The organism is Allobosea sp. BH3 (assembly GCF_025499465.1).
In the GTDB taxonomy this organism is placed as follows: Bacteria; Pseudomonadota; Alphaproteobacteria; order Rhizobiales; family Beijerinckiaceae; genus Allobosea.
This window is the reverse complement of the sequence record NZ_JAIMCA010000001.1, coordinates 121,923-141,347: the sequence shown is the minus strand read 5'-3', so window position 1 is coordinate 141,347 and position 19,425 is coordinate 121,923. Positions and strand designations below refer to the sequence as shown.

19 protein-coding genes are annotated in these 19,425 nt (G+C 67.1%); 8 read left to right on the top strand and 11 right to left on the bottom strand.

Annotated elements, in window-relative coordinates:
- Nucleotides 1-32 precede the first annotated feature (32 nt).
- From odhB to lpdA, 3 genes are read left to right on the top strand one after another with little or no spacing between them, the layout of a single operon-like run.
- Nucleotides 33-1,301 carry a 2-oxoglutarate dehydrogenase complex dihydrolipoyllysine-residue succinyltransferase gene (odhB, locus tag BoBH3_RS00700; protein ID WP_262328831.1) on the top strand — a complete coding sequence of 423 codons (1,269 nt, stop codon included), beginning with the start codon at nt 33-35 and terminating at the stop codon, nt 1,299-1,301.
- A 25-nt stretch (nt 1,302-1,326) separates the two neighbouring features.
- Nucleotides 1,327-2,070: an SDR family oxidoreductase gene (locus tag BoBH3_RS00695; RefSeq protein WP_262328830.1), complete on the top strand. Its 744-nt coding sequence runs from the start codon at nt 1,327-1,329 to the stop codon at nt 2,068-2,070.
- A 39-nt stretch (nt 2,071-2,109) separates the two neighbouring features.
- Nucleotides 2,110-3,516, top strand: a complete 1,407-nt coding sequence (gene lpdA, locus BoBH3_RS00690; RefSeq protein ID WP_262328829.1) for a dihydrolipoyl dehydrogenase — start codon at nt 2,110-2,112, stop codon at nt 3,514-3,516.
- 153 nt (nt 3,517-3,669) lie between these two features.
- On the opposite strand, the gene folD is transcribed toward lpdA, so the two are convergent.
- A complete protein-coding gene (gene folD / locus BoBH3_RS00685) occupies nt 3,670-4,530 on the bottom strand; it encodes a bifunctional methylenetetrahydrofolate dehydrogenase/methenyltetrahydrofolate cyclohydrolase FolD (RefSeq protein WP_262328828.1) in 861 nt (286 codons plus the stop codon).
- A gap of 361 nt (nt 4,531-4,891) precedes the next feature.
- Here folD and BoBH3_RS00680 point away from each other — a divergent pair, with 361 nt between their 5' ends.
- The 3 genes from BoBH3_RS00680 (at nt 4,892) to BoBH3_RS00670 (ending at nt 6,919) form a co-directional block, all read left to right on the top strand.
- Entirely contained in the window at nt 4,892-5,374 is a 483-nt protein-coding gene (locus BoBH3_RS00680) for a MarR family winged helix-turn-helix transcriptional regulator (RefSeq protein WP_262328827.1), read from the top strand.
- 138 nt (nt 5,375-5,512) lie between these two features.
- Nucleotides 5,513-6,391, top strand: coding sequence for a DMT family transporter (locus tag BoBH3_RS00675; protein ID WP_262328826.1), 879 nt, complete (start codon nt 5,513-5,515; stop codon nt 6,389-6,391).
- A 111-nt stretch (nt 6,392-6,502) separates the two neighbouring features.
- Nucleotides 6,503-6,919, top strand: coding sequence for a DUF3830 family protein (locus BoBH3_RS00670; protein ID WP_262328825.1), 417 nt, complete (start codon nt 6,503-6,505; stop codon nt 6,917-6,919).
- 69 nt (nt 6,920-6,988) lie between these two features.
- Here BoBH3_RS00670 and ybaL read toward each other — a convergent pair whose 3' ends face one another.
- The 3 genes from ybaL to BoBH3_RS00655 all read right to left on the bottom strand — a co-directional run bounded on the left by ybaL (nt 6,989) and on the right by BoBH3_RS00655 (nt 9,692).
- Nucleotides 6,989-8,821, bottom strand: coding sequence for a YbaL family putative K(+) efflux transporter (ybaL, locus tag BoBH3_RS00665; RefSeq protein WP_262328824.1), 1,833 nt, complete (start codon nt 8,819-8,821; stop codon nt 6,989-6,991).
- Between the two features lie 187 nt (nt 8,822-9,008).
- A complete protein-coding gene (locus BoBH3_RS00660) occupies nt 9,009-9,329 on the bottom strand; it encodes a polyhydroxyalkanoic acid system family protein (protein WP_262328823.1) in 321 nt (106 codons plus the stop codon).
- 153 nt (nt 9,330-9,482) lie between these two features.
- Complete coding sequence (locus tag BoBH3_RS00655) at nt 9,483-9,692, bottom strand: hypothetical protein (RefSeq protein WP_262328822.1); 210 nt, start codon at nt 9,690-9,692, stop codon at nt 9,483-9,485.
- A gap of 171 nt (nt 9,693-9,863) precedes the next feature.
- Here BoBH3_RS00655 and BoBH3_RS00650 point away from each other — a divergent pair, with 171 nt between their 5' ends.
- Nucleotides 9,864-10,556 (top strand): hypothetical protein, encoded by a 693-nt coding sequence (locus BoBH3_RS00650; RefSeq protein ID WP_262328821.1) that lies wholly within the window; start codon nt 9,864-9,866, stop codon nt 10,554-10,556.
- Nucleotides 10,557-10,679: 123 nt separating this feature from the next.
- Here BoBH3_RS00650 and BoBH3_RS00645 read toward each other — a convergent pair whose 3' ends face one another.
- A complete protein-coding gene (locus tag BoBH3_RS00645) occupies nt 10,680-10,976 on the bottom strand; it encodes a hypothetical protein (RefSeq protein WP_262328820.1) in 297 nt (98 codons plus the stop codon).
- A gap of 217 nt (nt 10,977-11,193) precedes the next feature.
- Here BoBH3_RS00645 and BoBH3_RS00640 point away from each other — a divergent pair, with 217 nt between their 5' ends.
- A complete protein-coding gene (locus BoBH3_RS00640; RefSeq protein WP_262328819.1) occupies nt 11,194-11,505 on the top strand; it encodes a hypothetical protein in 312 nt (103 codons plus the stop codon).
- Nucleotides 11,506-11,598: 93 nt separating this feature from the next.
- Here the strand turns inward: BoBH3_RS00640 and iolB are convergent, their stop codons facing one another.
- From iolB to BoBH3_RS00610, 6 genes are all read right to left on the bottom strand, one after another.
- Nucleotides 11,599-12,423: a 5-deoxy-glucuronate isomerase gene (iolB, locus tag BoBH3_RS00635; protein ID WP_262328818.1), complete on the bottom strand. Its 825-nt coding sequence runs from the start codon at nt 12,421-12,423 to the stop codon at nt 11,599-11,601.
- A gap of 86 nt (nt 12,424-12,509) precedes the next feature.
- Nucleotides 12,510-13,394 carry a myo-inosose-2 dehydratase gene (iolE, locus tag BoBH3_RS00630; RefSeq protein WP_262328817.1) on the bottom strand — a complete coding sequence of 295 codons (885 nt, stop codon included), beginning with the start codon at nt 13,392-13,394 and terminating at the stop codon, nt 12,510-12,512.
- A 31-nt stretch (nt 13,395-13,425) separates the two neighbouring features.
- The gene (gene iolD / locus BoBH3_RS00625; protein WP_262329644.1) at nt 13,426-15,276 is read right to left on the bottom strand and encodes a 3D-(3,5/4)-trihydroxycyclohexane-1,2-dione acylhydrolase (decyclizing); all 1,851 of its coding nucleotides are present in this window, start codon (nt 15,274-15,276) and stop codon (nt 13,426-13,428) included.
- A 19-nt stretch (nt 15,277-15,295) separates the two neighbouring features.
- Nucleotides 15,296-17,230, bottom strand: a complete 1,935-nt coding sequence (locus BoBH3_RS00620) for a bifunctional 5-dehydro-2-deoxygluconokinase/5-dehydro-2-deoxyphosphogluconate aldolase (RefSeq protein ID WP_262328816.1) — start codon at nt 17,228-17,230, stop codon at nt 15,296-15,298.
- Between the two features lie 205 nt (nt 17,231-17,435).
- Nucleotides 17,436-18,299, bottom strand: a complete 864-nt coding sequence (locus tag BoBH3_RS00615; RefSeq protein ID WP_262328815.1) for a MurR/RpiR family transcriptional regulator — start codon at nt 18,297-18,299, stop codon at nt 17,436-17,438.
- A gap of 123 nt (nt 18,300-18,422) precedes the next feature.
- Nucleotides 18,423-19,226 carry an SDR family NAD(P)-dependent oxidoreductase gene (locus tag BoBH3_RS00610; protein ID WP_262328814.1) on the bottom strand — a complete coding sequence of 268 codons (804 nt, stop codon included), beginning with the start codon at nt 19,224-19,226 and terminating at the stop codon, nt 18,423-18,425.
- Between the last annotated feature and the right edge of the window lie 199 nt (nt 19,227-19,425).

Sequence of the window (19,425 nt, the reverse complement as noted above, 5' to 3'; positions counted from 1 at the left end):
GCCGCCACAGAACGAGACAACAGAGGCCTGACATGGCGACCGAAATCCGCGTACCCACCCTCGGCGAATCCGTTTCCGAGGCCACCATCGGCAAGTGGTTCAAGAAGCCCGGCGAGGCGGTGAAGGCCGACGAGCCTCTTGTCGAGCTCGAGACCGACAAGGTGACGCTCGAAGTCAACGCGCCGGCCGCCGGCGTGCTCGGCGAAATCGTCGCCAAGGAAGGCGACACGGTCGGCGTCAGCGCGCTGCTCGGCACGATCGCCGAAGGCGGCGCGGCTGCTGCCCCGAAGAAGGAAGAGACCGCGGTCGCCCAGGCCGCCGGCAAGGCCGGCGCCAGCAGCGTCGCCGAAGCCGAGAAGAAGACCGGCGCCGTCGCCGGCGACACCGAGATCAAGCCCGCGACCAAGGCCGCCGATTCCGGCCCGGCCGTTTCTCGCCTGGCGGCCGAGAGCGGCGTGAGCCCGGCGAATGTCGCGGCTTCAGGCAAGGACGGCCGCGTCACCAAGGGTGACATGCTGGCCGCGATCGCGACCGGCGGCGCTGCGGCTCCGGCTGCTGCCGCCCCGGTCCAGGTTCGCGCTCCGTCAGTGGCGGACGACGCCTCGCGCGAAGAGCGCGTCAAGATGACGAAGCTGCGCCAGACCATCGCGCGCCGCCTCAAGGAGGCTCAGTCCACCGCCGCGATGCTGACGACCTTCAACGAGGTCGACATGACCAACGTCATGGCGCTGCGCAACCAGTACAAGGACGCCTTCGAGAAGAAGCACGGCGTCAAGCTCGGCTTCATGGGCTTCTTCGTGAAGGCCGCGGTGCAGGCGCTGAAAGAAATCCCGGCCGTCAACGCCGAGATCGACGGCACCGACATCATCTACAAGAACTACTACCACATCGGCGTCGCCGTCGGCACCGACAAGGGCCTGGTGGTTCCGGTCGTGCGCGATGCGGACGCACTCTCCATCGCCGGCGTCGAGAAGCAGATCGGTGTGTTCGGCAAGAAGGCCCGTGACGGCCAGCTCAAGATCGAGGAGATGCAGGGCGGCACCTTCACGATCTCGAATGGCGGCGTCTACGGCTCGCTGATGTCGACCCCGATCCTGAACGCGCCGCAGTCGGCGATCCTGGGCATGCACAAGATCCAGGAGCGCCCGATGGTCGTCGGCGGCAAGATCGAGATCCGCCCGATGATGTATCTGGCGGTCAGCTACGACCACCGCATCATCGACGGCAAGGAGGCCGTGACCTTCCTCGTCCGCCTCAAGGAAGGGCTGGAGGATCCGGCGCGCCTCGTCCTCGATCTCTGATCGCACGGCAGAAGGGGGCGGGCTCATGTCGGGCGTTGCCATCGTCACCGGCGGCAGCCGGGGAATTGGCCGGGCGGCCGCGATCCTGCTCGCGGAGCGCGGCTACGACGTCGTCGTCAACTATCAGGCCAATGCGCAGGCTGCGGCTGAGGTGGTCGACGCCATCAACGCCTTGGGCCGCCAGGCCGTGGCGGTGAAAGGCGATGTTGGCGTCGAGGACGACGTCCTTGCGATCTTCGCAGCGGCGGACAGGCTCGGCCCGCTGAAGGCGCTGGTCAACAATGCCGGGGTGATCGACACCCCGGCCCGCATCGACGAGATGAGCGTCGAGCGTCTGGAGCGGATGTTCCGGATCAACATGATCGGCAGCTTCCTCTGTGCCCGCGAGGCGGTGAAGCGCATGTCGACGCGGCATGGCGGGCAGGGGGGCGGTATCGTCAACCTGTCCTCGGCCGCCGCGGTGCTGACCGCGGCGGGCCAGTATGTCGACTATGCGGCGGCCAAGGCCGGCATCGATGTCTTCACGCTCGGCCTTGCCCGCGAGGTCGCGGCCGAGGGCGTCCGCGTCAACGCGGTCCGACCCGGCATCATCGACACCGACATCCATGCCAGCGGCGGCTGGCCTGACCGTGTCGCGGAGATGCGCGACCAGCTGCCGATGAAGCGCGAGGGCTCGGCACTCGAAGTGGCGCAGGCGATCGCCTGGCTGCTTTCGGACGAAGCCTCCTACACCAACGGCGCTGTGCTCAACGTGACCGGCGCCCGCTAGGGCGGGGCCGAAACGCACCATTTACGGAAGGAACTCACCATGGCTGCGGCCTACGATCTCGTCGTCATCGGAACCGGCCCCGGGGGCTATGTCTGCGCCATTCGGGCTGCCCAGCTCGGCCTCAAGGTCGCCGTCGTCGAGAAGCGCGCCACCCATGGCGGCACCTGCCTCAATGTCGGCTGCATCCCCTCCAAGGCGCTGCTGCACGCCTCCGAGATGTTCGACGAGGCCGGCCACACCTTCGAGAAGCTCGGCGTCGTCGTCGGCAAGCCGAAGCTCGATCTCAAGGCGATGATGGCCCACAAGCAGGAGACCGTCGACGCCAACGTCAACGGCGTCGCCTTCCTGCTGAAGAAGAACAAGATCGACCCCTTCCACGGCACGGCCTCGATCCCCGCGCCCGGCAAGGTCGTCGTGACGGCCGCGGACGGCAAGACGCAGGAGCTGGAGGCGAAGAACATCGTCATCGCCACCGGCTCGGAATCGGCACCGCTGCCGGGCGTCGAGATCGACGAGAAGACGGTCGTGACCTCGACCGGCGCGCTCGAGCTGACGGGCGTTCCGAAGGAACTCGTCGTGGTCGGCGCCGGCGTAATCGGCCTCGAGATCGGCTCGGTCTGGGGTCGTCTCGGCGCCAAGGTCACCGTCGTCGAGTATCTCGACCGCATCCTGCCGGGCATGGATGGCGAGGTCGCCAAGCAGTTCCAGCGCATCCTGGAGAAGCAGGGCTTCACCTTCCAGCTGGGCTCCAAGGTCACCAAGGTCGAGACGGGCAAGAAGGGCGGCGCGACGGTCACCGTCGAGCCCGCCGCCGGCGGCGAGGCCAGGACGCTCAACGCCGACATCGTGCTGGTCGCGATCGGCCGGCGCCCGAACACGGACGGCCTCGGCCTCGACAAGGCAGGCGTCGCCACCGAGCGCGGCCGCGTCGTGATCGACGATCATTTCCGCACCAATGTCGCAGGCATCTACGCGATCGGTGACGTGGTGCGCGGGCCGATGCTGGCGCACAAGGCCGAGGACGAGGGCATGGCTGTCGCCGAGCTCATCGCCGGCAAGGCGGGCCATGTGAACTACGACGCCATTCCGGGCATCGTCTACACCGCGCCGGAAGTGGCGGCGATCGGCAAGACCGAGGAAGAGCTCAAGGCCGCGGGCGTCGCCTACAAGGTCGGCAAGTTCCCCTTCACGGCGAATGGTCGCGCCCGCGCCATGCGGCATACGGACGGCTTCGTGAAGGTGCTGGCCGATGCGGCGAGCGACCGCGTGCTGGGCTGCCACATCATCGGCCCGCATGCCGGCGACCTGATCGCCGAGGTGACGGTGCTGATGGAGTTCGGCGGCTCGTCCGAAGACCTTGCCCGCACCTGCCACGCGCATCCGACGCTGGCCGAGGCGGTGAAGGAAGCCGCGATGGCGGTGGAGAAGCGCCAGATCCATATGTGAGCGGGTCGCGCAGCCCCGTCATTCCGGGGCGCAAGATACGGGCCCGGAAGCCATGAATGCTGAGGAGCCGCACTCGTTGCGGCTCCTTTCTTTTCAGGCTGGTGCCACGAGGCCGGATGCGTCGCTGCGCGATGCCGGAGCGGCGAGGGGCGCTTACCCCCGCCGCGCGCGGAACGCCGTCAGCGTGTTCTTGAGCAGGCAGGCGATGGTCATCGGGCCGACGCCGCCGGGGACGGGCGTGATCGCGCCCGCGACCTTCACCGCTTCGGTGAAATCGACATCGCCGGCGAGCTTGCCGTCCTCCAAGCGGTTGATGCCGACATCGATCACGGTCGCGCCGGGCTTGATCCAGTCGGCCTTGACCATGTGCGGGCGGCCGACGGCGGCGATGACGATGTCGGCGCGGCGCGCCACGCTGGCTAAGTCGCGCGTGCGGGAATGGGCGATGGTGACGGTGCAATCCGCCTGAAGCAGGAGTTGCGCGACCGGGCGGCCGACGAGTTCCGAGCGGCCGATCACGACGGCATCCAGACCCGCGAGCGAGGGCAGGGCCTGCCTGAGCAGCAGCATGCAGCCGAGCGGGGTGCAGGGCACCAGACCGTTCTTGCCGCCGGCGAGCAGGCCGGCGTTGATCGGGTGCAGACCATCGACATCCTTGGCCGGGTCGATGGCGTCGATGATGCGCCCGGTGTCGATATGCTTCGGCAGCGGCAGTTGCACGAGGATACCGTCGACGCTGTCGTCGGCATTGAGCTCGGCGAGCTTGGCGAGGAGTTCGGCCTCCGTCGTCTCGGCCGGCAGTCGATGGGCGACGGAGTTCATGCCGACCTCGACGGCGAGCTTCTCCTTCGAGGCGACATAGACCTTGCTCGCCGGGTCCTCGCCGACCAGCACGACATGCAGGCCGGGCACGAGCCCGCGCGCAGCTTTGATGGCGGCGACTTCGCGCCCGATCTCGGCCCGAAGTGTTGCCGCAGCAGCCTTGCCGTCGATGATGCGGGCTTCACCGGCCATGGTCGGACCTCTTGCTCGTGCTGACGTCGCCCTCATGCGCGATCCGGCCGGCAGGGACAAGCCCGAAAACCCTGCGCGCGGGGGCGGCTCATGCAGCTTCGGCGGTATACCCGCCGCCGGGGCGATATTGAGCCGCAACAGGATCGCTATCGCCGGCTGACGCTTCGCCTTGCCGGCAATCTTCGGCCGAGCAAAGGCCGGACGCAGCTCGGTATCGCCGCTTCTGCAGAAAGTCGTCGTGAAGGGCTAAGTCTTTTTTCTCTGACACGGGAGTGTCATTTCTCTGTCATGTTGGCGCGCGAGCAGAGAGCCGGCGAAGCGTCTTCCTTATCCGTCCAAGGATCGGCCCGAAGGATTGACCATGACCAAGGCTATCGAGAAGAGCGTCGGCCGTGCCCTGTTGGTGACGGCACGGCTGCACAGGTCACGGATGGGTGAGCGGCTGAACGGGCTCGGCCTGTTTCCCGGACAGGAGCAAGCCCTGAAGGCGTTGCAGGCGGCACCGATGACGATGGGCGAACTGGCTTCGCTGCTGCGCGTCAAGCCGCCGACGGTTTCCAAGACGATCGGTCGGCTCTCGCTGCAGGGGCTGGTGACGCGCGAGGGCGGCAGCCGCGACGGGCGGCTCGTCCAGGTGGCGCTGACGGAAGCCGGCCAGAAGACGGCGGCCGAGCTCGATGCGCTCTGGAACGATGTCGAGGAGGAGCTGCTCGACAAGCTCGACGGCAAGGAGCGCAAGCAATTGCGCAAGCTGCTGCGCAAGGCGGCCAAGGGGCTCTCCAAGGCAGGGGCTGAGACCGACGACCTCGACGCGGATATCGACGAGGCCGATAGCGACGCCTGATTTCTGCATGGAGCGCATGCTTCAGCGTGGTGGCGGAGCCCTCCAAATCGGTTAAATCTGGTTTCGTCATTCCTCCAGAGCATGGCGAAGCCTGACGTGTCCCCATCCGAGGCGTCTTCCGAGGCGAGACGAACGCGGATGGTCGCGATCGGCCTGATCTGCGCGGCCGTCTTCCTGTTCTCCATGCTCGATGCCAGCGCGAAATGGCTCGGCCAGTCGATGAACCCGCTGCAGGTGGTGTTCGCGCGCTATGCGGGCAGCATGGTGCTGGTGTTCATCCTCATCAATCCATGGACGCGCCCGGGGGTGCTGCGCACCAAGAAGCCCGCCCTGCAATGGGTGCGCTCGCTGCTGCTGCTTGGCTCGACCGCCTTCAATTTCGTGGCCCTGATCTATCTCCAGCTTGCTGAGACGATCTCGATCATGTTTGCGGGACCGCTGCTGGTGGCTCTGGCCTCCGGTCCGATGCTGGGCGAATGGCCGGGGCCGCGCCGCCTCGCTGCGATCGGCGTCGGCTTCATCGGCGTGCTGGTGGTGACGCGGCCGGGTTTCGGAAGCATGCATCCGGCTGCGCTGCTGAGCATGGCTGGCTGCATCTGCTACGCCTTCTACGCGATCTCGACCCGGATGCTCGTCGGCCATGACTCGCCGGAGACGACGATGGTCTATTCCGGCGCCGCGGGGACGCTCGCCACCTTGCCGCTGCTGCCCTGGATCTGGGAGACGCCGCAGACGGCGATGGCCTGGGCGGTCATCGTCGCCATCGGCGTGTTCGGTGGCGTCGGGCACTGGCTCCTGATTCTGGCGCACAGGCTGGCGCCGGCGATGGTGCTGGCGCCCTTCATCTACTCGCAGATCATCTGGATGCTGCTGCTCGGCTGGTTCGTCTTCGGCCAGTGGCCGGACCGCTGGACCTTCGTCGGGGCGGGCATCGTCATCGCGTCGGGCCTCTACCTGCTCTATCGCGAGCGGGTGCGCCATGTGCCGGCGGAATCGGCCTCGGCGCGGCTCGACTGACGGGCGATCCTTCGTCCCCCATGCCGCGCTGCCGTCCGGGGACACTTGCGCTGCGGCGGCGCGGAATGCCATTCAGCGCGTCCGGCCCTTTTTCGGAAAGACAGGAATTTCATGAGCAAGCTGATCGTCACCGCCGGTCCCTACCACTTCGATGCGAAGCTCGAGCTGGAGGCTGCGCCGAAGACCTGCGCCGCCTTTCTGCGGAGCCTGCCCTTCGTCAGCCAGATCGTTCATGTGCGCTGGAGCGGGGAGGGCGTCTGGATGCCGCTCGGCGAACTCGATTTCGGCGTCGGCTACGAGAACCACACCAGCTATCCGGCGCCGGGCCAGATCATCCTCTATCCGGGCGGCATCAGCGAGACTGAGATCCTGCTTGCCTATGGTGGGGTGCATTTCGCCAGCAAGGTCGGCCAGCTCGCCGGCAACCACTTCATCACCCTCACCTCGGGGCTGGAGAACCTCTACACGCTCGGCCGCAAGACGCTCTACGAGGGTGCGCAGGACATCCGCTTCGAACTCGTGGAGTAAGCGGGAGCGCCCCGATCTTGCGCGGTCATCCTGGGTCTGCGTTTCGCTTCGCCCGCGATAACGCCTCGCTTAAGCTGCCGTCGGAGGTTCCTCCGGCGGCTTTTCCTTTGCCGGGGCAGGTGGCTTCGGTTCGGCCGCTTCATCCGGCTTTGCATCGTCGGTCTGGGCAGCAGCCGGCTTGGCCGCGCCGCCGAGATTCTGGCAGAGCGAAAGCATGGCGCGGGCGATTTCGGCCTCACCCATGATGGTCAGCGTCGCGCCGCATTTCGTGAGATGCGCGACCTCGGCGTCGGAATGGGCGCGGGCGACGATGGGCAGGGACGGGCTCTCAGCCCGCGCCTGCTGGCAGACCTGACCGGCCTCGAAGCTGCCGGGAATGGCGACGAAGAGGCGGATGGCGCGGTCCACCGCCGCAGCGGAGAGCACCTCGGGATCGGCCGCGTTGCCGACCAGTAGCTCGGCGCCGTCGCGCTTTGCCGTCGCGACAGCATCGGGATTGTCCTCGATCACCAGAATCCTGGAGCCCTGCGAGAGCAGGCCGGCTCCGAGCAGGCTGCCGACCCGGCCATAGCCGACGACGACGATGTGATCCTTGAGCTGCGTCGGCGTGATGTCGCGCTCCGGTGGCGTTTCGGGTTCCGGCGCGGCGGCCGCGGCTTCCGGCTCCGGTGCCTCGACGGATTTCGGCTTCGCTGCCGGGGTCTCGCTCGCGAAGCGGTCGGCAAGGGCGAAGATCACCGGGTTGAGCAGGATCGAGAGGATCGCGCCGGCGAGGATGAGGTCACGCCCCTGCGCCGGCAGCAGGCCGAGCGCGCTGCCCAGCCCTGCGAGGATGAAGGAGAATTCGCCGATCTGTGCGAGCGAGGCCGAGATCGTCAGCGCAACGGCGTTCGAGCGGCCGAAGGCGCGTACGATCAGCCAGGCCGCGATCGACTTGCCGAAGAGGATGATGGCGAGCGTGGCGAGCAGCGGCCCCGGCGCCCTGACGACGATGGCGGGGTCGAACAGCATGCCGACCGAGACGAAGAACAGCACCGCGAACGCATCGCGCAGCGGCAGAGTCTCCTCGGCGGCGCGCTGCGAAAGCGGCGATTCCGACAGGATCATGCCGGCGAAGAAGGCGCCCAGCGCAAAGGAGACGCCGAACAGCGTCGCGGCCGAATAGGCGACGCCGAGCGCGACGGCGAGCACGGCAAGCCGGAACAGCTCGCGCGAGCCGGTATGGGCGACCCAGTGCAGCACCCAGGGGATGACGCGGCGGCCGACGACCAGCATGAAGGCCAGGAAGCCGATCAGCTTGGCGATGGTCAGGCCGAGGACGCCCCAGACACCGAGATCGAACCGGGTCGCCAGCGGCGGGTTCGAACTCGGCGTGCCGTTGAGGATGTCGGCGAGCACCGGCAGCAAGACCAGCGCCAGCACCATCGCCATGTCCTCGACAATCAGCCAGCCGACGGCGATGCGCCCCCGTTCGGTCTGGACCAGCCGGCGCTCCTGCAAGGCGCGCAGCAGCACCACGGTCGAGGCGGTGGAGAGGGCGAGGCCGAAGACGGCGCCCGAGATCAGGGGCCAGCCGAGCAGCGTGCCGAGGCCAAGGCCGAGCAGCGTCGCGATGCCGATCTGCACGACCGCGCCCGGCACGGCGATCGCCTTCACCGAAAGCAGGTCCTTCAGGGAGAAATGCAGGCCGACGCCGAACATCAGCAGGATGACGCCGATTTCCGCTAGTTCGTTGGCGAGGTTCTGGTCGGCGACAAAGCCCGGCGTGAAGGGCCCGACGGCGACGCCGGCGACGAGATAGCCGACCAGGGGAGAGATTCTGAGCCTCTGGGCGAGCGCCCCGAAGACGAAGGCAAGGCCGAGGCCCGCAACGACGATGGCGATCAGCGGGCCGTGGTGCATAGGTCTCCCAAATCCGAAAGGTCAGAGAATCAATGGGGTTGGCGGCGAATGCCTGCCATTTGCAGAATGATGGCTGGGGCTTTCGATTTCAACCTAAGGCGTAGGACTTTCGCGAGGCTGGGCGCGCGCCTGTGGACGTATCGCGAATGGGCGGCGTTCGCGTTTGGCCGCGTCCGCCGGGAACGATTCAGGCTTTCGGCTTGTCGAGCATGATCTGGCCTTGCTTCTCGACACCGAGCTTCAGTTTCTCGGCGAAGATGGCCAGCATCCAGGGCAGGGTAACCTCGACGCGCACCAGGCTGTCCTCGACATCGATGCGGCCATGGACCGTGTGGCCGAGCGCAGCCACGCCAAAGCGCAGGCTATCGCCCTCCCAGGCCTCCTCGACGAGCTGCATCCGCACTATGCCGAGCCTGTCGCGGATCGTATCGACGCCGCCGCGCAGGCGGTTCACGGCGCCCTGCCGGCCGAGATCATGCGAGACGGTGATGGTGACGGGCTTGGCCATGGTGCTCACGGATTGGGACGCCGACACCCGACATGGCGACGGCGCCGGGGTTTTTACAGCGCCGCCGACAAGGCCCGCCGGAGGGCGGGCGGGTTTCAGCTTCTGAGTTGCGGCAGTCTCGCTTGCGTCGATAGGTCGCGCCGCGTCGAGCGCTCAGACGCGCTCGCTCAAGCGCTTCTGTCCGGTCTCGGTGACCCGCCAGGCGATGCCGTCGGATTCGACCAACCCGCGATCCTGCAGGGCATGGAGCATCGTATCGTCGAAGATAAAGTGCCGGGTCTCTTCTTCGATGCTCTCCAGAGCGATCCATTCGGGATCCGAGAGCACTGCGGAATGTGCGATCTGGAGGTGCTGAATATTCATGAGCGTCTCCTTCTCGTTTGAGGCCCCTAAGAGCTTCTGGATCGCATCCAATCATGACACGGTCGTGGCCGAATAGCCGAAGAAGCGTGACCCAGGGCAAGGCGCCGGGGAACATGCGGCGGCGGGCTTCGTTCACTGGCCATCACAGCTTCGAGAAATGGAGAAGCCGCCATGGCGATGACCAACAGCTTTCCACCGGATGTGCCGGGCAATGCCGAGGAGATGCGCGAGGAGGCCGGCGCGACCGTCAGGACCTTGCGCAACAAGGCGGCGGATATGGCCGGCCGCGCGAGCGATACGGTGAAGGAAGGCTATGAACGGGCCCGCGACGCGTGGGACGAGGCCGAGCCGCTGGAGACGATCCGAGAAGGCGGGGAGGCGGTGGTGCGTGGCGCGGAACGTCATCCGCTCGCCATGCTGGGCCTCGGCGCGCTCAGCCTTGGGCTGATCGCCTGGGCGACGATGCGCCCGCAACCCTCCTGGCAATCCTCCCTGGCGCGTCACCAGCCGGATTACGGCCGGTGGCGGGGCTGGCTGAACGACTACGGTTCGGAAGCCGCCGCGGCCGGGCAGCGCGCGTTGAATGCGGGCAGCAAATGGCTTGGCGCCCATCGCGACGTCGCTGACGATTATGCGGATCGCGCGGGCGACTATGCGGCGCGGGCACGGGATTATGCAGATGTGGGCGGGCGGATGCTCGCCAAGCGGGCGGAACGCGAGCCTATCGCGGCGCTGCTCGGCGTCGGATTGGCCATCTACGTCGTTGGCGCGCTGCTGAGTTCGTCTTCGGCAGCCGCCGGCGAAGCGGCTCCCGCGCGAAGCGCTTCGCGCGCTCCGGCGCGCAAGCGGACGAAGCGGAGCTGAGCAGAGCGGTTAGCGGGAAATTTCCTGCGTTAAGCCAGCTAATAAAAAACCCTGCGGCGCTGAGCGCCGCAGGGTTTCGTCGTTACGAGACTGCCACGCCGCTGACGGGCGCGACGCTCGATCTCAATACCAGTAGCCTGGGCCGTAGTAGCCGCGGCGATAATAGGAGCGCGAAGCGCCCGCTGCGATCGCGCCACCGACGACGCCAGCGGCCACGCCTGCGGCGACGGCATTGCCGGCCTCGTTGGATGCACGGCGGTTCTCGACGTAGTTCGCCGAGCGGCACTGCTGATAGGCGCGCGTGCCGGGGCGGAAACCCTGAGCCTCACAAGTGACTTCGGCGTCGGCCATCGATTCCTGCGCGGTCTGGCAACCGGCAAGGAGCGCAGCCATGGCGCCCACGATCAGAATGCTACGCATATTCTAATTTCCTCTCAGCCTCCCATTGGCGTGGAGGGACTTAAGAGCAGGCGCAACGGCAGGTCAAGAATAACGCTGTCGTTACGTTAAACTTGTTGGGGGCGATCTACGACAAACTTGCCCGGCCCCAGAGATTCGCGACAGAGCCGGGCTTGCATTTGCGGGGCAGCCGCGGAACATGCGCCGACCCGCACCAGAAACAGGCCGGACCGCGACGATGCCGCGTTTTCTCTTCCTTTTGCCCGCCCTAATTCTCGGGGGCTGCGCCTATCACACCTCGCGCACCAGCGTCGTGGTCGTTACCGACGCCGCGAGCGTCGTCGAGGGCTGCACCAACCTGGCCAAGATCGACGGGCAGTCCGGCATGCAAGCGATCATGCCGCTCGACAAGAATCGTGATGCAGTCATCACGCGGCTGAAGATCGATGCAGCCGAGATGGGCGGCACCCATGTCGTCGCCCCCGTTGCCGACATCAAGTGGAGGGGCGGGGACAGCTCCGGCACCGTCTACAAATGTGGCAATCGTTGAGGCTGCCGGCCCGGCTGCGTCATGCTCGGGCTTGACCCGAGCATCTCATGCCGAAAGAGGCTCCAGCGCCTTCTCCTGCCGGAGATTCTCGGGTCACCGCTGCGCGGCGCCCGAGAATGACGTCTCTTTCAGCAGCCATTCGTGCTCGGCCGCGTTGTGGAACTTCCAGGTCCGCTTCGGCCCGGCCATGACGTTGAGATAGTAGAGATCGTAGCCGTGGCAGGTCGCGCAGGGGTGATAGCCCTTCGGCACCAGCACGACATCGCCGTCCTCGATCGCCATCGCCTCGTCGAGTGAGCGGTCATCCGTATAGACGCGCTGGAAGCCGAAGCCCTGCGGCGGGTTGAGCCGGTGGTAGTAGGTCTCCTCCAGATAGGATTCCTGCGGCAGGTTGTCCTGATCGTGCTTGTGCGGCGGGTAGCTGGATGTGTTGCCGGCGGGCGTGATGACCTCGACCACCAGCAGCGAATCGGCCGGCTCGCCTTCGGGCAGGATGTTGGTGACGTGGCGGGTGTTGGAGCCCTTGCCGCGGATTTCCTGGCCCAGATCATCAGGGGCGATGACGCGTAGCGGCAGCCCGCCGTTCAGGCCGGGCGCGGTGCAGACCGCAAGCTCCAGATCGGTCGTGGCGGTGACCGCCCAGTCGGAATCCTGCGGGATGTAAACCGACCAGGGCTTGCCCTCGAAGGGGCTCATGCGGCCGCCGAGTTCGCCCAGCACCTGTCCGCCGGCCGCGACCGCGCCCTTGCCGGTGACGAAGACGAGGCAGGCCTCGCGATCCTCCGTCAGTGCGGAGACGGTTTCGCCGGCCTTCAGGCGATGGAGATCGAAGCCGACATAGCGCCAGCCGGCGCTCTGTGGCGTGACATGGGTGACGAGGCCGTGGGAGCCGGAGGGGCGGATCTTCAGGCGGGACATTGAGGCGGTCTCCTTGGCGATCGGCGTGAGGGAACCTCGCCGTCATTCCGGGCTCGCCCTGCCGGCACCCCGGAACGACGGAGCGTTCAGCCCAGGCCCGCTTCCCGAATGAAGCGAGTCAGGTTCGCGTGGCCGAGCTTCGCGTAAGTGGCGGGCTCGGCCTTCTTCGGGTCCTGCTCGGCTTCGACCACGATCCAGCCGGAATAGCCCTGAAGCTCCTTCAGCACGCGGACATAGTCGATCAACCCGTCGCCCGGCACCGTGTAGACGCCGGCCAGAACCGATTCGAGGAAGGACCAGTCCTCGCGATTGGAGCGCCACATCACCGCCTCGCGGATATCCTTGCAGTGGACGTGGTGGATGCGGGCTTTCCAGTGGCGGGCGATGCGAGCCGCGTCGCTACCGCCCCATGTGGCGTGGCCGGTGTCAAGCAACAGGCCGACGGCCGGGCCGGTGACGCCCATGAAACGGTCGATCTCGGCCTCGGTCTGCACCACCGTGCCCATGTGATGATGGTAGACGAGCTGGAGGCCGTATTCAGCCTTCAGTGCCTCAGCGAAGTCGGTGTAGCGCGCGCCGAATTCATCCCAGCGCGCCTTGGGCAGAACGGGGCGGGCCGAGAGCGGTACGGTGATGTCGGAATGGATCGCGTTCGAGGTTTCGGCGGCGATCAGGACGGCGCAGCCCATGTCGCGCAGCAGGGTGGCGTGTGCCTTCACGGCTTCCATCTCGGCTGCGACGTCGCGCACGAGCAGTTCGGTCGAGTACCAGCCCGAAACCAGGGCGTGGCCGTGCGCATCGAGGATCGGCTTCAGCCGGGCGGCATCGCGCGGAAACTTGTTGCCGAGCTCCATGCCGGTGAAGCCGGCTTCGCGGGCCTCCGTCAGGCAGGTTTCGAGCGGGATGTCGCCGCCGATCTCCAGCATGTCGTCATTCGACCAGCCGATGGGGTTCGCGCCGATGCGGATCATATCAGGAGTCTTTCTCGTCTATGGGACGGCTTCAGTTGCCGATGTTCTGATGCTTGCGCCGCGTGTCGTAATCCGCCCGTGCGGCGCGGACCTGTTCGCGCTCGCTGACCTCGGGAACCGCGACGTCCCACCAGGCGCCGCCGGCGCCGGTGGAGATCAGCGGGTCGGTGTCGATCACCACGACGGTCGTGCGGGTGTTGCCTTTCGCCGCGGCGAGAGCGCTTTCCAGCTCGGCGATGGACGTGGCCTTGGTCGCGATGGCGCCCATGCTCGCGGCGTGAGCGACGAAGTCGATCTCCGGCAGCGTCTCGTGGCGGGCGTCTCGGAGCAGGTTGTTGAAGCTCTGCCCTCCGGTCGCGTTCTGGAGGCGGTTGATGCAGCCGAAGCCGCGATTGTCGAGCAGCACGATGGTGAGCTTCAGCCCCAGCATCACCGAGGTGGCGATTTCGGAATTGAGCATGAGATAGGAGCCGTCGCCGACCATGACGACGACCTCCTGGTCGGGCCGCGCCATCTTGGCGCCGAGGCCACCGGCGATCTCGTAGCCCATGCAGGAATAGCCGTATTCGGCATGATAGGAGCCGGGCGGCCCGGCCTGCCAGAGCTTGTGCAATTCGCCCGGTAGCCCGCCTGCGGCGTGGAGCAGGATCACGTCCGAACCCAATGCACGCTGCACCGCGCCGATGACCTGCGCGTCGGAGGGCAGGGCGGCATTGGTTGCGGCGGTGGCCTTGTCGGCTTCCTTGCGCCAATTGGCCTTGCCGGCCTTAGCATGAGCCGTCCAGCTTTCGGGAGCCTTCCAGCTGCCGATGGCCTCAGTCAGTTCGGCGAGGCCTTCGCGGGCATCGGCGACGAGCGGCAGCGCCCGATGCTTGCCGGCGTCGAAAGGTTGGATGTTGAGGCCAATGACCGTCTTTTGCTGCGCAGCAAAGAGCGCCCAGGAACCGGTGGTGAAATCCTGGAGGCGCGTGCCGATGGCGAGGATGAGGTCGGCCTCGGCAGCGAGGCGATTGGCGGCCGAAGTGCCGGTGACGCCGACAGCGGCCATGTTGAGCGCGTCGTCGTCGGGCATGGCGGACTTGCCGCCTTGCGTCTCGCAGACGGGAATGCCGGTTGCGGCCGAGAACCGGGCGAGTTCGTCGCTCGCGCCGGAATAGAGCAGGCCGCCGCCGGCGACGATCAGCGGTTTCCTCGCAGCCTTGAGCGCCGCGGCTGCGGCCGCCAGTTCGCCGCGATCCGGGCGCGGGCGCCGCGGCGTCCAGAGACGCTCTGCGAAGAAGCTCTCGGGATAATCATAAGCCTCGGCCTGCACGTCCTGGCAGAGCGCGAGCGTGACCGGGCCGCATTCGGCCGGGTCGGTCAGCACCTGCATGGCGCGGGCGAGCGCGGGGATGATCTGCTCGGGGCGGGTAATGCGGTCGAAATAGCGCGAGACGGGACGAAAGCAGTCATTGGCCGAAACCGTGCCGTCCCCGAAATCCTCGACCTGCTGGAGGACAGGGTCGGGGATGCGATTGGCGAAGACGTCACCCGGCAGCAGCAGCACCGGTAGCCGGTTGACATGGGCGAGCGCGGCGGCGGTGACGAGGTTGGTCGCGCCGGGGCCGATGGAGGTGGTCGCGGCCATGAAGCGGCGGCGCATCTTCGCCTTGGCGTAGGCGATGGCGGCATGGGCCATGGCCTGCTCGTTATGGGCGCGGAACGTCGGCAGGCGCTCGCGCTCGTGCCAGAGCGCTTCGCCCAGCCCCGCGACGTTGCCGTGACCGAAGATCGCCCAGACGCCACCGAAGATCGTCAGCCGCTCTCCGTCGATCTCGGTCATCTGCGCGGCGAGGTAGCGCGTCAGCGCCTGCGCCATGGTGAGGCGGACGGTGCTCATGATCCTGTCTCCGAGACGAAAGCTATGCTGCTTTCCGGCCGCGCGTGGCAAGCCACAGGCCGGTCAGGGCCTCGAAGCGCTTCGCGATATCGGCGATGGCGGCTTCATCGGAGAGTCTGCCCGATAGCCAACCCTCGGCGGCGGCCATGAAGATGGTGCGGCCGACTGCGAAGCCCTTGACGATGGGCGTGCCCGCCGTGGCGGCGAAGCCAGCTTCCAATTCCTCGGCCGGCGCATCCAGCCCGAGCAGCAGCACGCCGCGGCACCAGGGATCGTGCTTGGCGATGGTGGCCTCGACCGCGGCCCAGGCGGCGGCAGAGGATTGCGGCTCCAGCTTCCACCAATCCGGCTTGATGCCGAGCGCGTAGATCTCCTCGAGCGCGCGGGCGATCGTGTCAGGCCCGAGCGGCCCGTTCCTGCTGGCGATGATCTCGACCAGCAGTTCGCGTCCGACCTTGCGCGCCGCCTCGAACAGGGCGCGCAGCTTCTCCTGCTGCGCCTGCTTCAGATCGGCCGGATCGTCCGGGTGGTAGAAGCAGAGGCATTTGATGCAGTGGTCGACCGGCCATTCCGGCAGGAGCGAGCCGATGTCCTGGCTCATCTCGAAGCGCAGCGGACGCGAGCCCGGCAGCTCGACCGGGCGGCCGAGCCAGGAAAAGGGGTGGCGGGCGAATTCGAACATCGCCTCGCGGCCATGCTTCTCGTCGAGCAGCATGCCGTAGCCCGGCCGGCCATCGGCGACGCGGGCGGCGGCCTTGACCGCGAGCACCTTGAAGTCGCGGACGCGGGCCGGATCGGCGCCGAGCTTCGCCGCCAGCTCCTCGAGTTGGGAGCGATGGTCGCAGGCGAGCGCCATCAGCGAGGGGATTTCGCGGCGGCGGGTCGTCGCCCAGTGGATGTGGTTGATCTCCTCATCCTTGCGGAGCGCCCGGTGCGGGCTGCCGTTCCTGAGGAAGTATTGGAGCTCCTCGAAGGTCGGGCTCTCAGGCGAACAGAGCAGGCGCGAGACGGCGAAGGCGCCGCAGGCATTGGCCCAGGTCGCGGCGGTCTGCAGGCTCTCGCCGCCGAGCCAGCCACGCAGGAAGCCCGACATGAAGGCGTCGCCCGCGCCGAGCACGTTATAGACCTCGATCGGGAAGCCCTTTCCGACGATGCCGTCCTCCAGATCGTCTGGGATCGCGCCCTCATAGACGATGCAGCCCATCGGGCCGCGCTTGAGCACGATGGTGGCTGGCGTCAGCGCGCGGATCGTCTTCAGCGCCGGCAGCAGCTCGCTCTCGCCGGAGGCGATCAACACCTCCTCCTCGGTGCCGACGACGAGGTCGCAGCCCGGGAGGACAGACTTCATGCGCTCGGAGACGGTTTGCGAGGCGATGTAGCGGTTGTCGCCGGCATCGTGGCCGGCCAGTCCCCAAAGGTTGGGGCGATAGTCGATGTCGAGCACCACCTGGCCGCCGTTCCCGCGCATCAGCTTCATCGCCTTGCGCTGGGCGGCTTCGGGGCCGGGCCGGGCGAAATGGGTGCCGGTGACGACAAGGGCGCGCGCGCGCGCCATGAAGGCCGGGTCTATGTCACCTTCCTCCAGCGCCATGTCGGCGCAGTTCTCGCGGTAGAACAGCAGCGGGAAGGATTTGTCGCTCTCGACGGAAAGGATGGCGAGCGCGGTCAGCCGCTCGGGGTCGGTCTTGAGGCCGTCGAGGTTCACTCCTTCGCGGGCGAGCTGCTCGCGCAGGAAGCGGCCGAACTGCTCGTTGCCGACGCGCGTGAGCAGGGCCGAGCGCAGGCCGAGCCGCGCCGTGCCGATCGCGATATTGGCCGGGCAGCCGCCCACCGACTTGGCGAAACTGGTGACATCCTCCAGCCGCGAGCCGATCTGCTGGCCGTAGAGATCGACCGAGGCGCGGCCGATGGTGATGACGTCGAGCGCCTGCGCCGAGCCGCCGCGCGGTTCCGTCATATGTTCCTCCCGGCCTGCCGCTCTTGTTAGGCGCGCGGCCGAACGGCCACGCGTCGACGGCATGAAATAATAATTCTATTATGCCGTCAATGCGGAACGCTCGTTCCTATGTTGCTTCCGTGTGTGGAAACCCATTGAAGCGCTCCAAGGCTTTGCTTGTCGCCTTTTCTTCACGCGATCCGGAGCCTCACTTCGTTTGAAGTGCTTAGTCGCGCGGACGGCGCCGGCGTCGCCCCGCCTGCCTGGCGTCGCCCACGCCAACGGCAAGCGCCATGGCGAGTGCCATTGTCGAGGACAGGGTGCGAAAGCCGCCGAAATCGGCCTCCGCGACCTCGAACCAGATCTGCGCGACGCTGGCCAGCGGCGAGAAGGCGCTGTCGGTGATGGCGACGAGCGGGACGCCGCGCTCGGCCAGCCCGCGCGCATCCTCGATGGTGGCCGGCGCGTAGGGCGAGAAGCTGACGACGAGAACCGCGTCCTTCGGCGTCGCGAAGGAAATGATCTCGGGGCTCAGGCCCGCCGCGGATTCAACGAGCTGGTTGCGGACACCGAGTTTGCCGAGCGCGTAGGCGAGGTAGGTCGCGATCGGGAAGGAGCGGCGGCGCGCAAGGATGTAGATGGTTTCGGCCTCGGCGAGCGTGGCGATGGCGCGATCCAGCGTCGCCTCATCGAGGGTTCTGCTCATCACGTCGAGCGACTTGCGCGAGGCGGTCAGGAAGCCATCGAGGATGCGGTGGTTGCCGCCGCTTGCGCCCTCGCCGGCGCGCAGGGTGTTGAGCCGGTCTTCGTAGCTCGAATTGCGCTCGCGCAGCCGCTCGCGAAAGACCCCCTGAAGGCTGGTGAAGCCGTCGAAGCCGAGATGCTGGGCGAACCGGATCAGCGTCGAAGGCTGAACGCCGGCCGAGACCGCGATGCTCGCGGCAGTGCCGAAGGCGATCTCGTCGGGGTTGTCGAGGGCATAGGCTGCAATCTGCGCGATGCGCTTGGGCAGGCGCTCGCGCTGGGCGAGGATGGTCGCGCGCAGGCCGTCGAAATCGCGCGGCAGTTCCTCGGTGAAGATCTCGCTCATCCCTGTCCGTTCCTGCTCCGGCTTCTCGTTTTCGTCCGGCATCTCAGCGCGAGGCCTGATTCTTTTTCTGGCAGCGAAGGGGAAATGGAGCAAGCGTTCCAGTGCGGAACGGACAGTCGATCCTCAGCCCAGCGGACCGGCGGCGCAGCTCTGGCCGCCATCGACAGGGAGGCAGACGCCGGTGATGAATTTCGCCTCGTCGGAGGCCAGGAAGACCGCGGCGTTGGCGACGTCCCAGGCCGTGCCCATCTTGCCCATCGGCACCAGCGCGTCGCGGGCGGCGACCATCTCCTCGGGCGAGGCGTATTGGGTCGAGATCTGCTTGTAGATCAGAGGCGTGTCGATCAGGCCCGGCATGATGCAGTTCGCACGAATGCCGCGCTTGGCATACTGCATGGCGAGCGCCACCGTCGCCTGATTCACAGCCGCCTTCGTGGCGTAATAAGCGAAATACGGATAACCGACCCAGCGGATCGCGGCGAGCGAGGAGATGTTGACGATCGCTCCGCCGCCGCCCTCCAGCATGCGCGGGATGACCGCCTTGGCGCAGCGATAGACCGAACCGAGATTGAGCTGGAGCGAGGCGTTGAACTGCTCCTCCGAAAGCTCGACCGGCCCGCCCATATGGGTGACGCCGACATTGTTATGCAGGATGTCGATGCGGCCGAAATGCCGCGCGGCTGCCGCGACGCAGGCCTCGGTGGAATCGAGCTTGGTGACGTCGGCGGCAAGCGCCAGCGCCTTGCCACCCTCGCCTGCGATGATGCCGGCCGTCTCGTCGGCCGCCGCCTGGTTGAGGTCGATACAGGCGACGGAGGCGCCCTCGCGGGCATAGGCGACGGCTGCCGCCTTGCCGTTGCCCCAGCCAGGCCCCGACGAGCCGGCGCCGAAGACGATCGCTATCTTGCCCTTCAGCCGGTCGGCCATGGTGGTTGGTCTTTCGATGCGATGAGAGTGCAGGCAGACGCGCGGGGAACCCCTCTCCTGTAAGGAGAGGGGCAGGGGTGAGGAGTTGGCCCCTGGACCAGCAAGGAGCTGAGCTAACGGCGGCAGCGGTTAGGTCACAGCCATAACGTCCAACGGCCTACCCCTCACCCTGCCCTCTCCCTCCGGGAGAGGGTTCCCC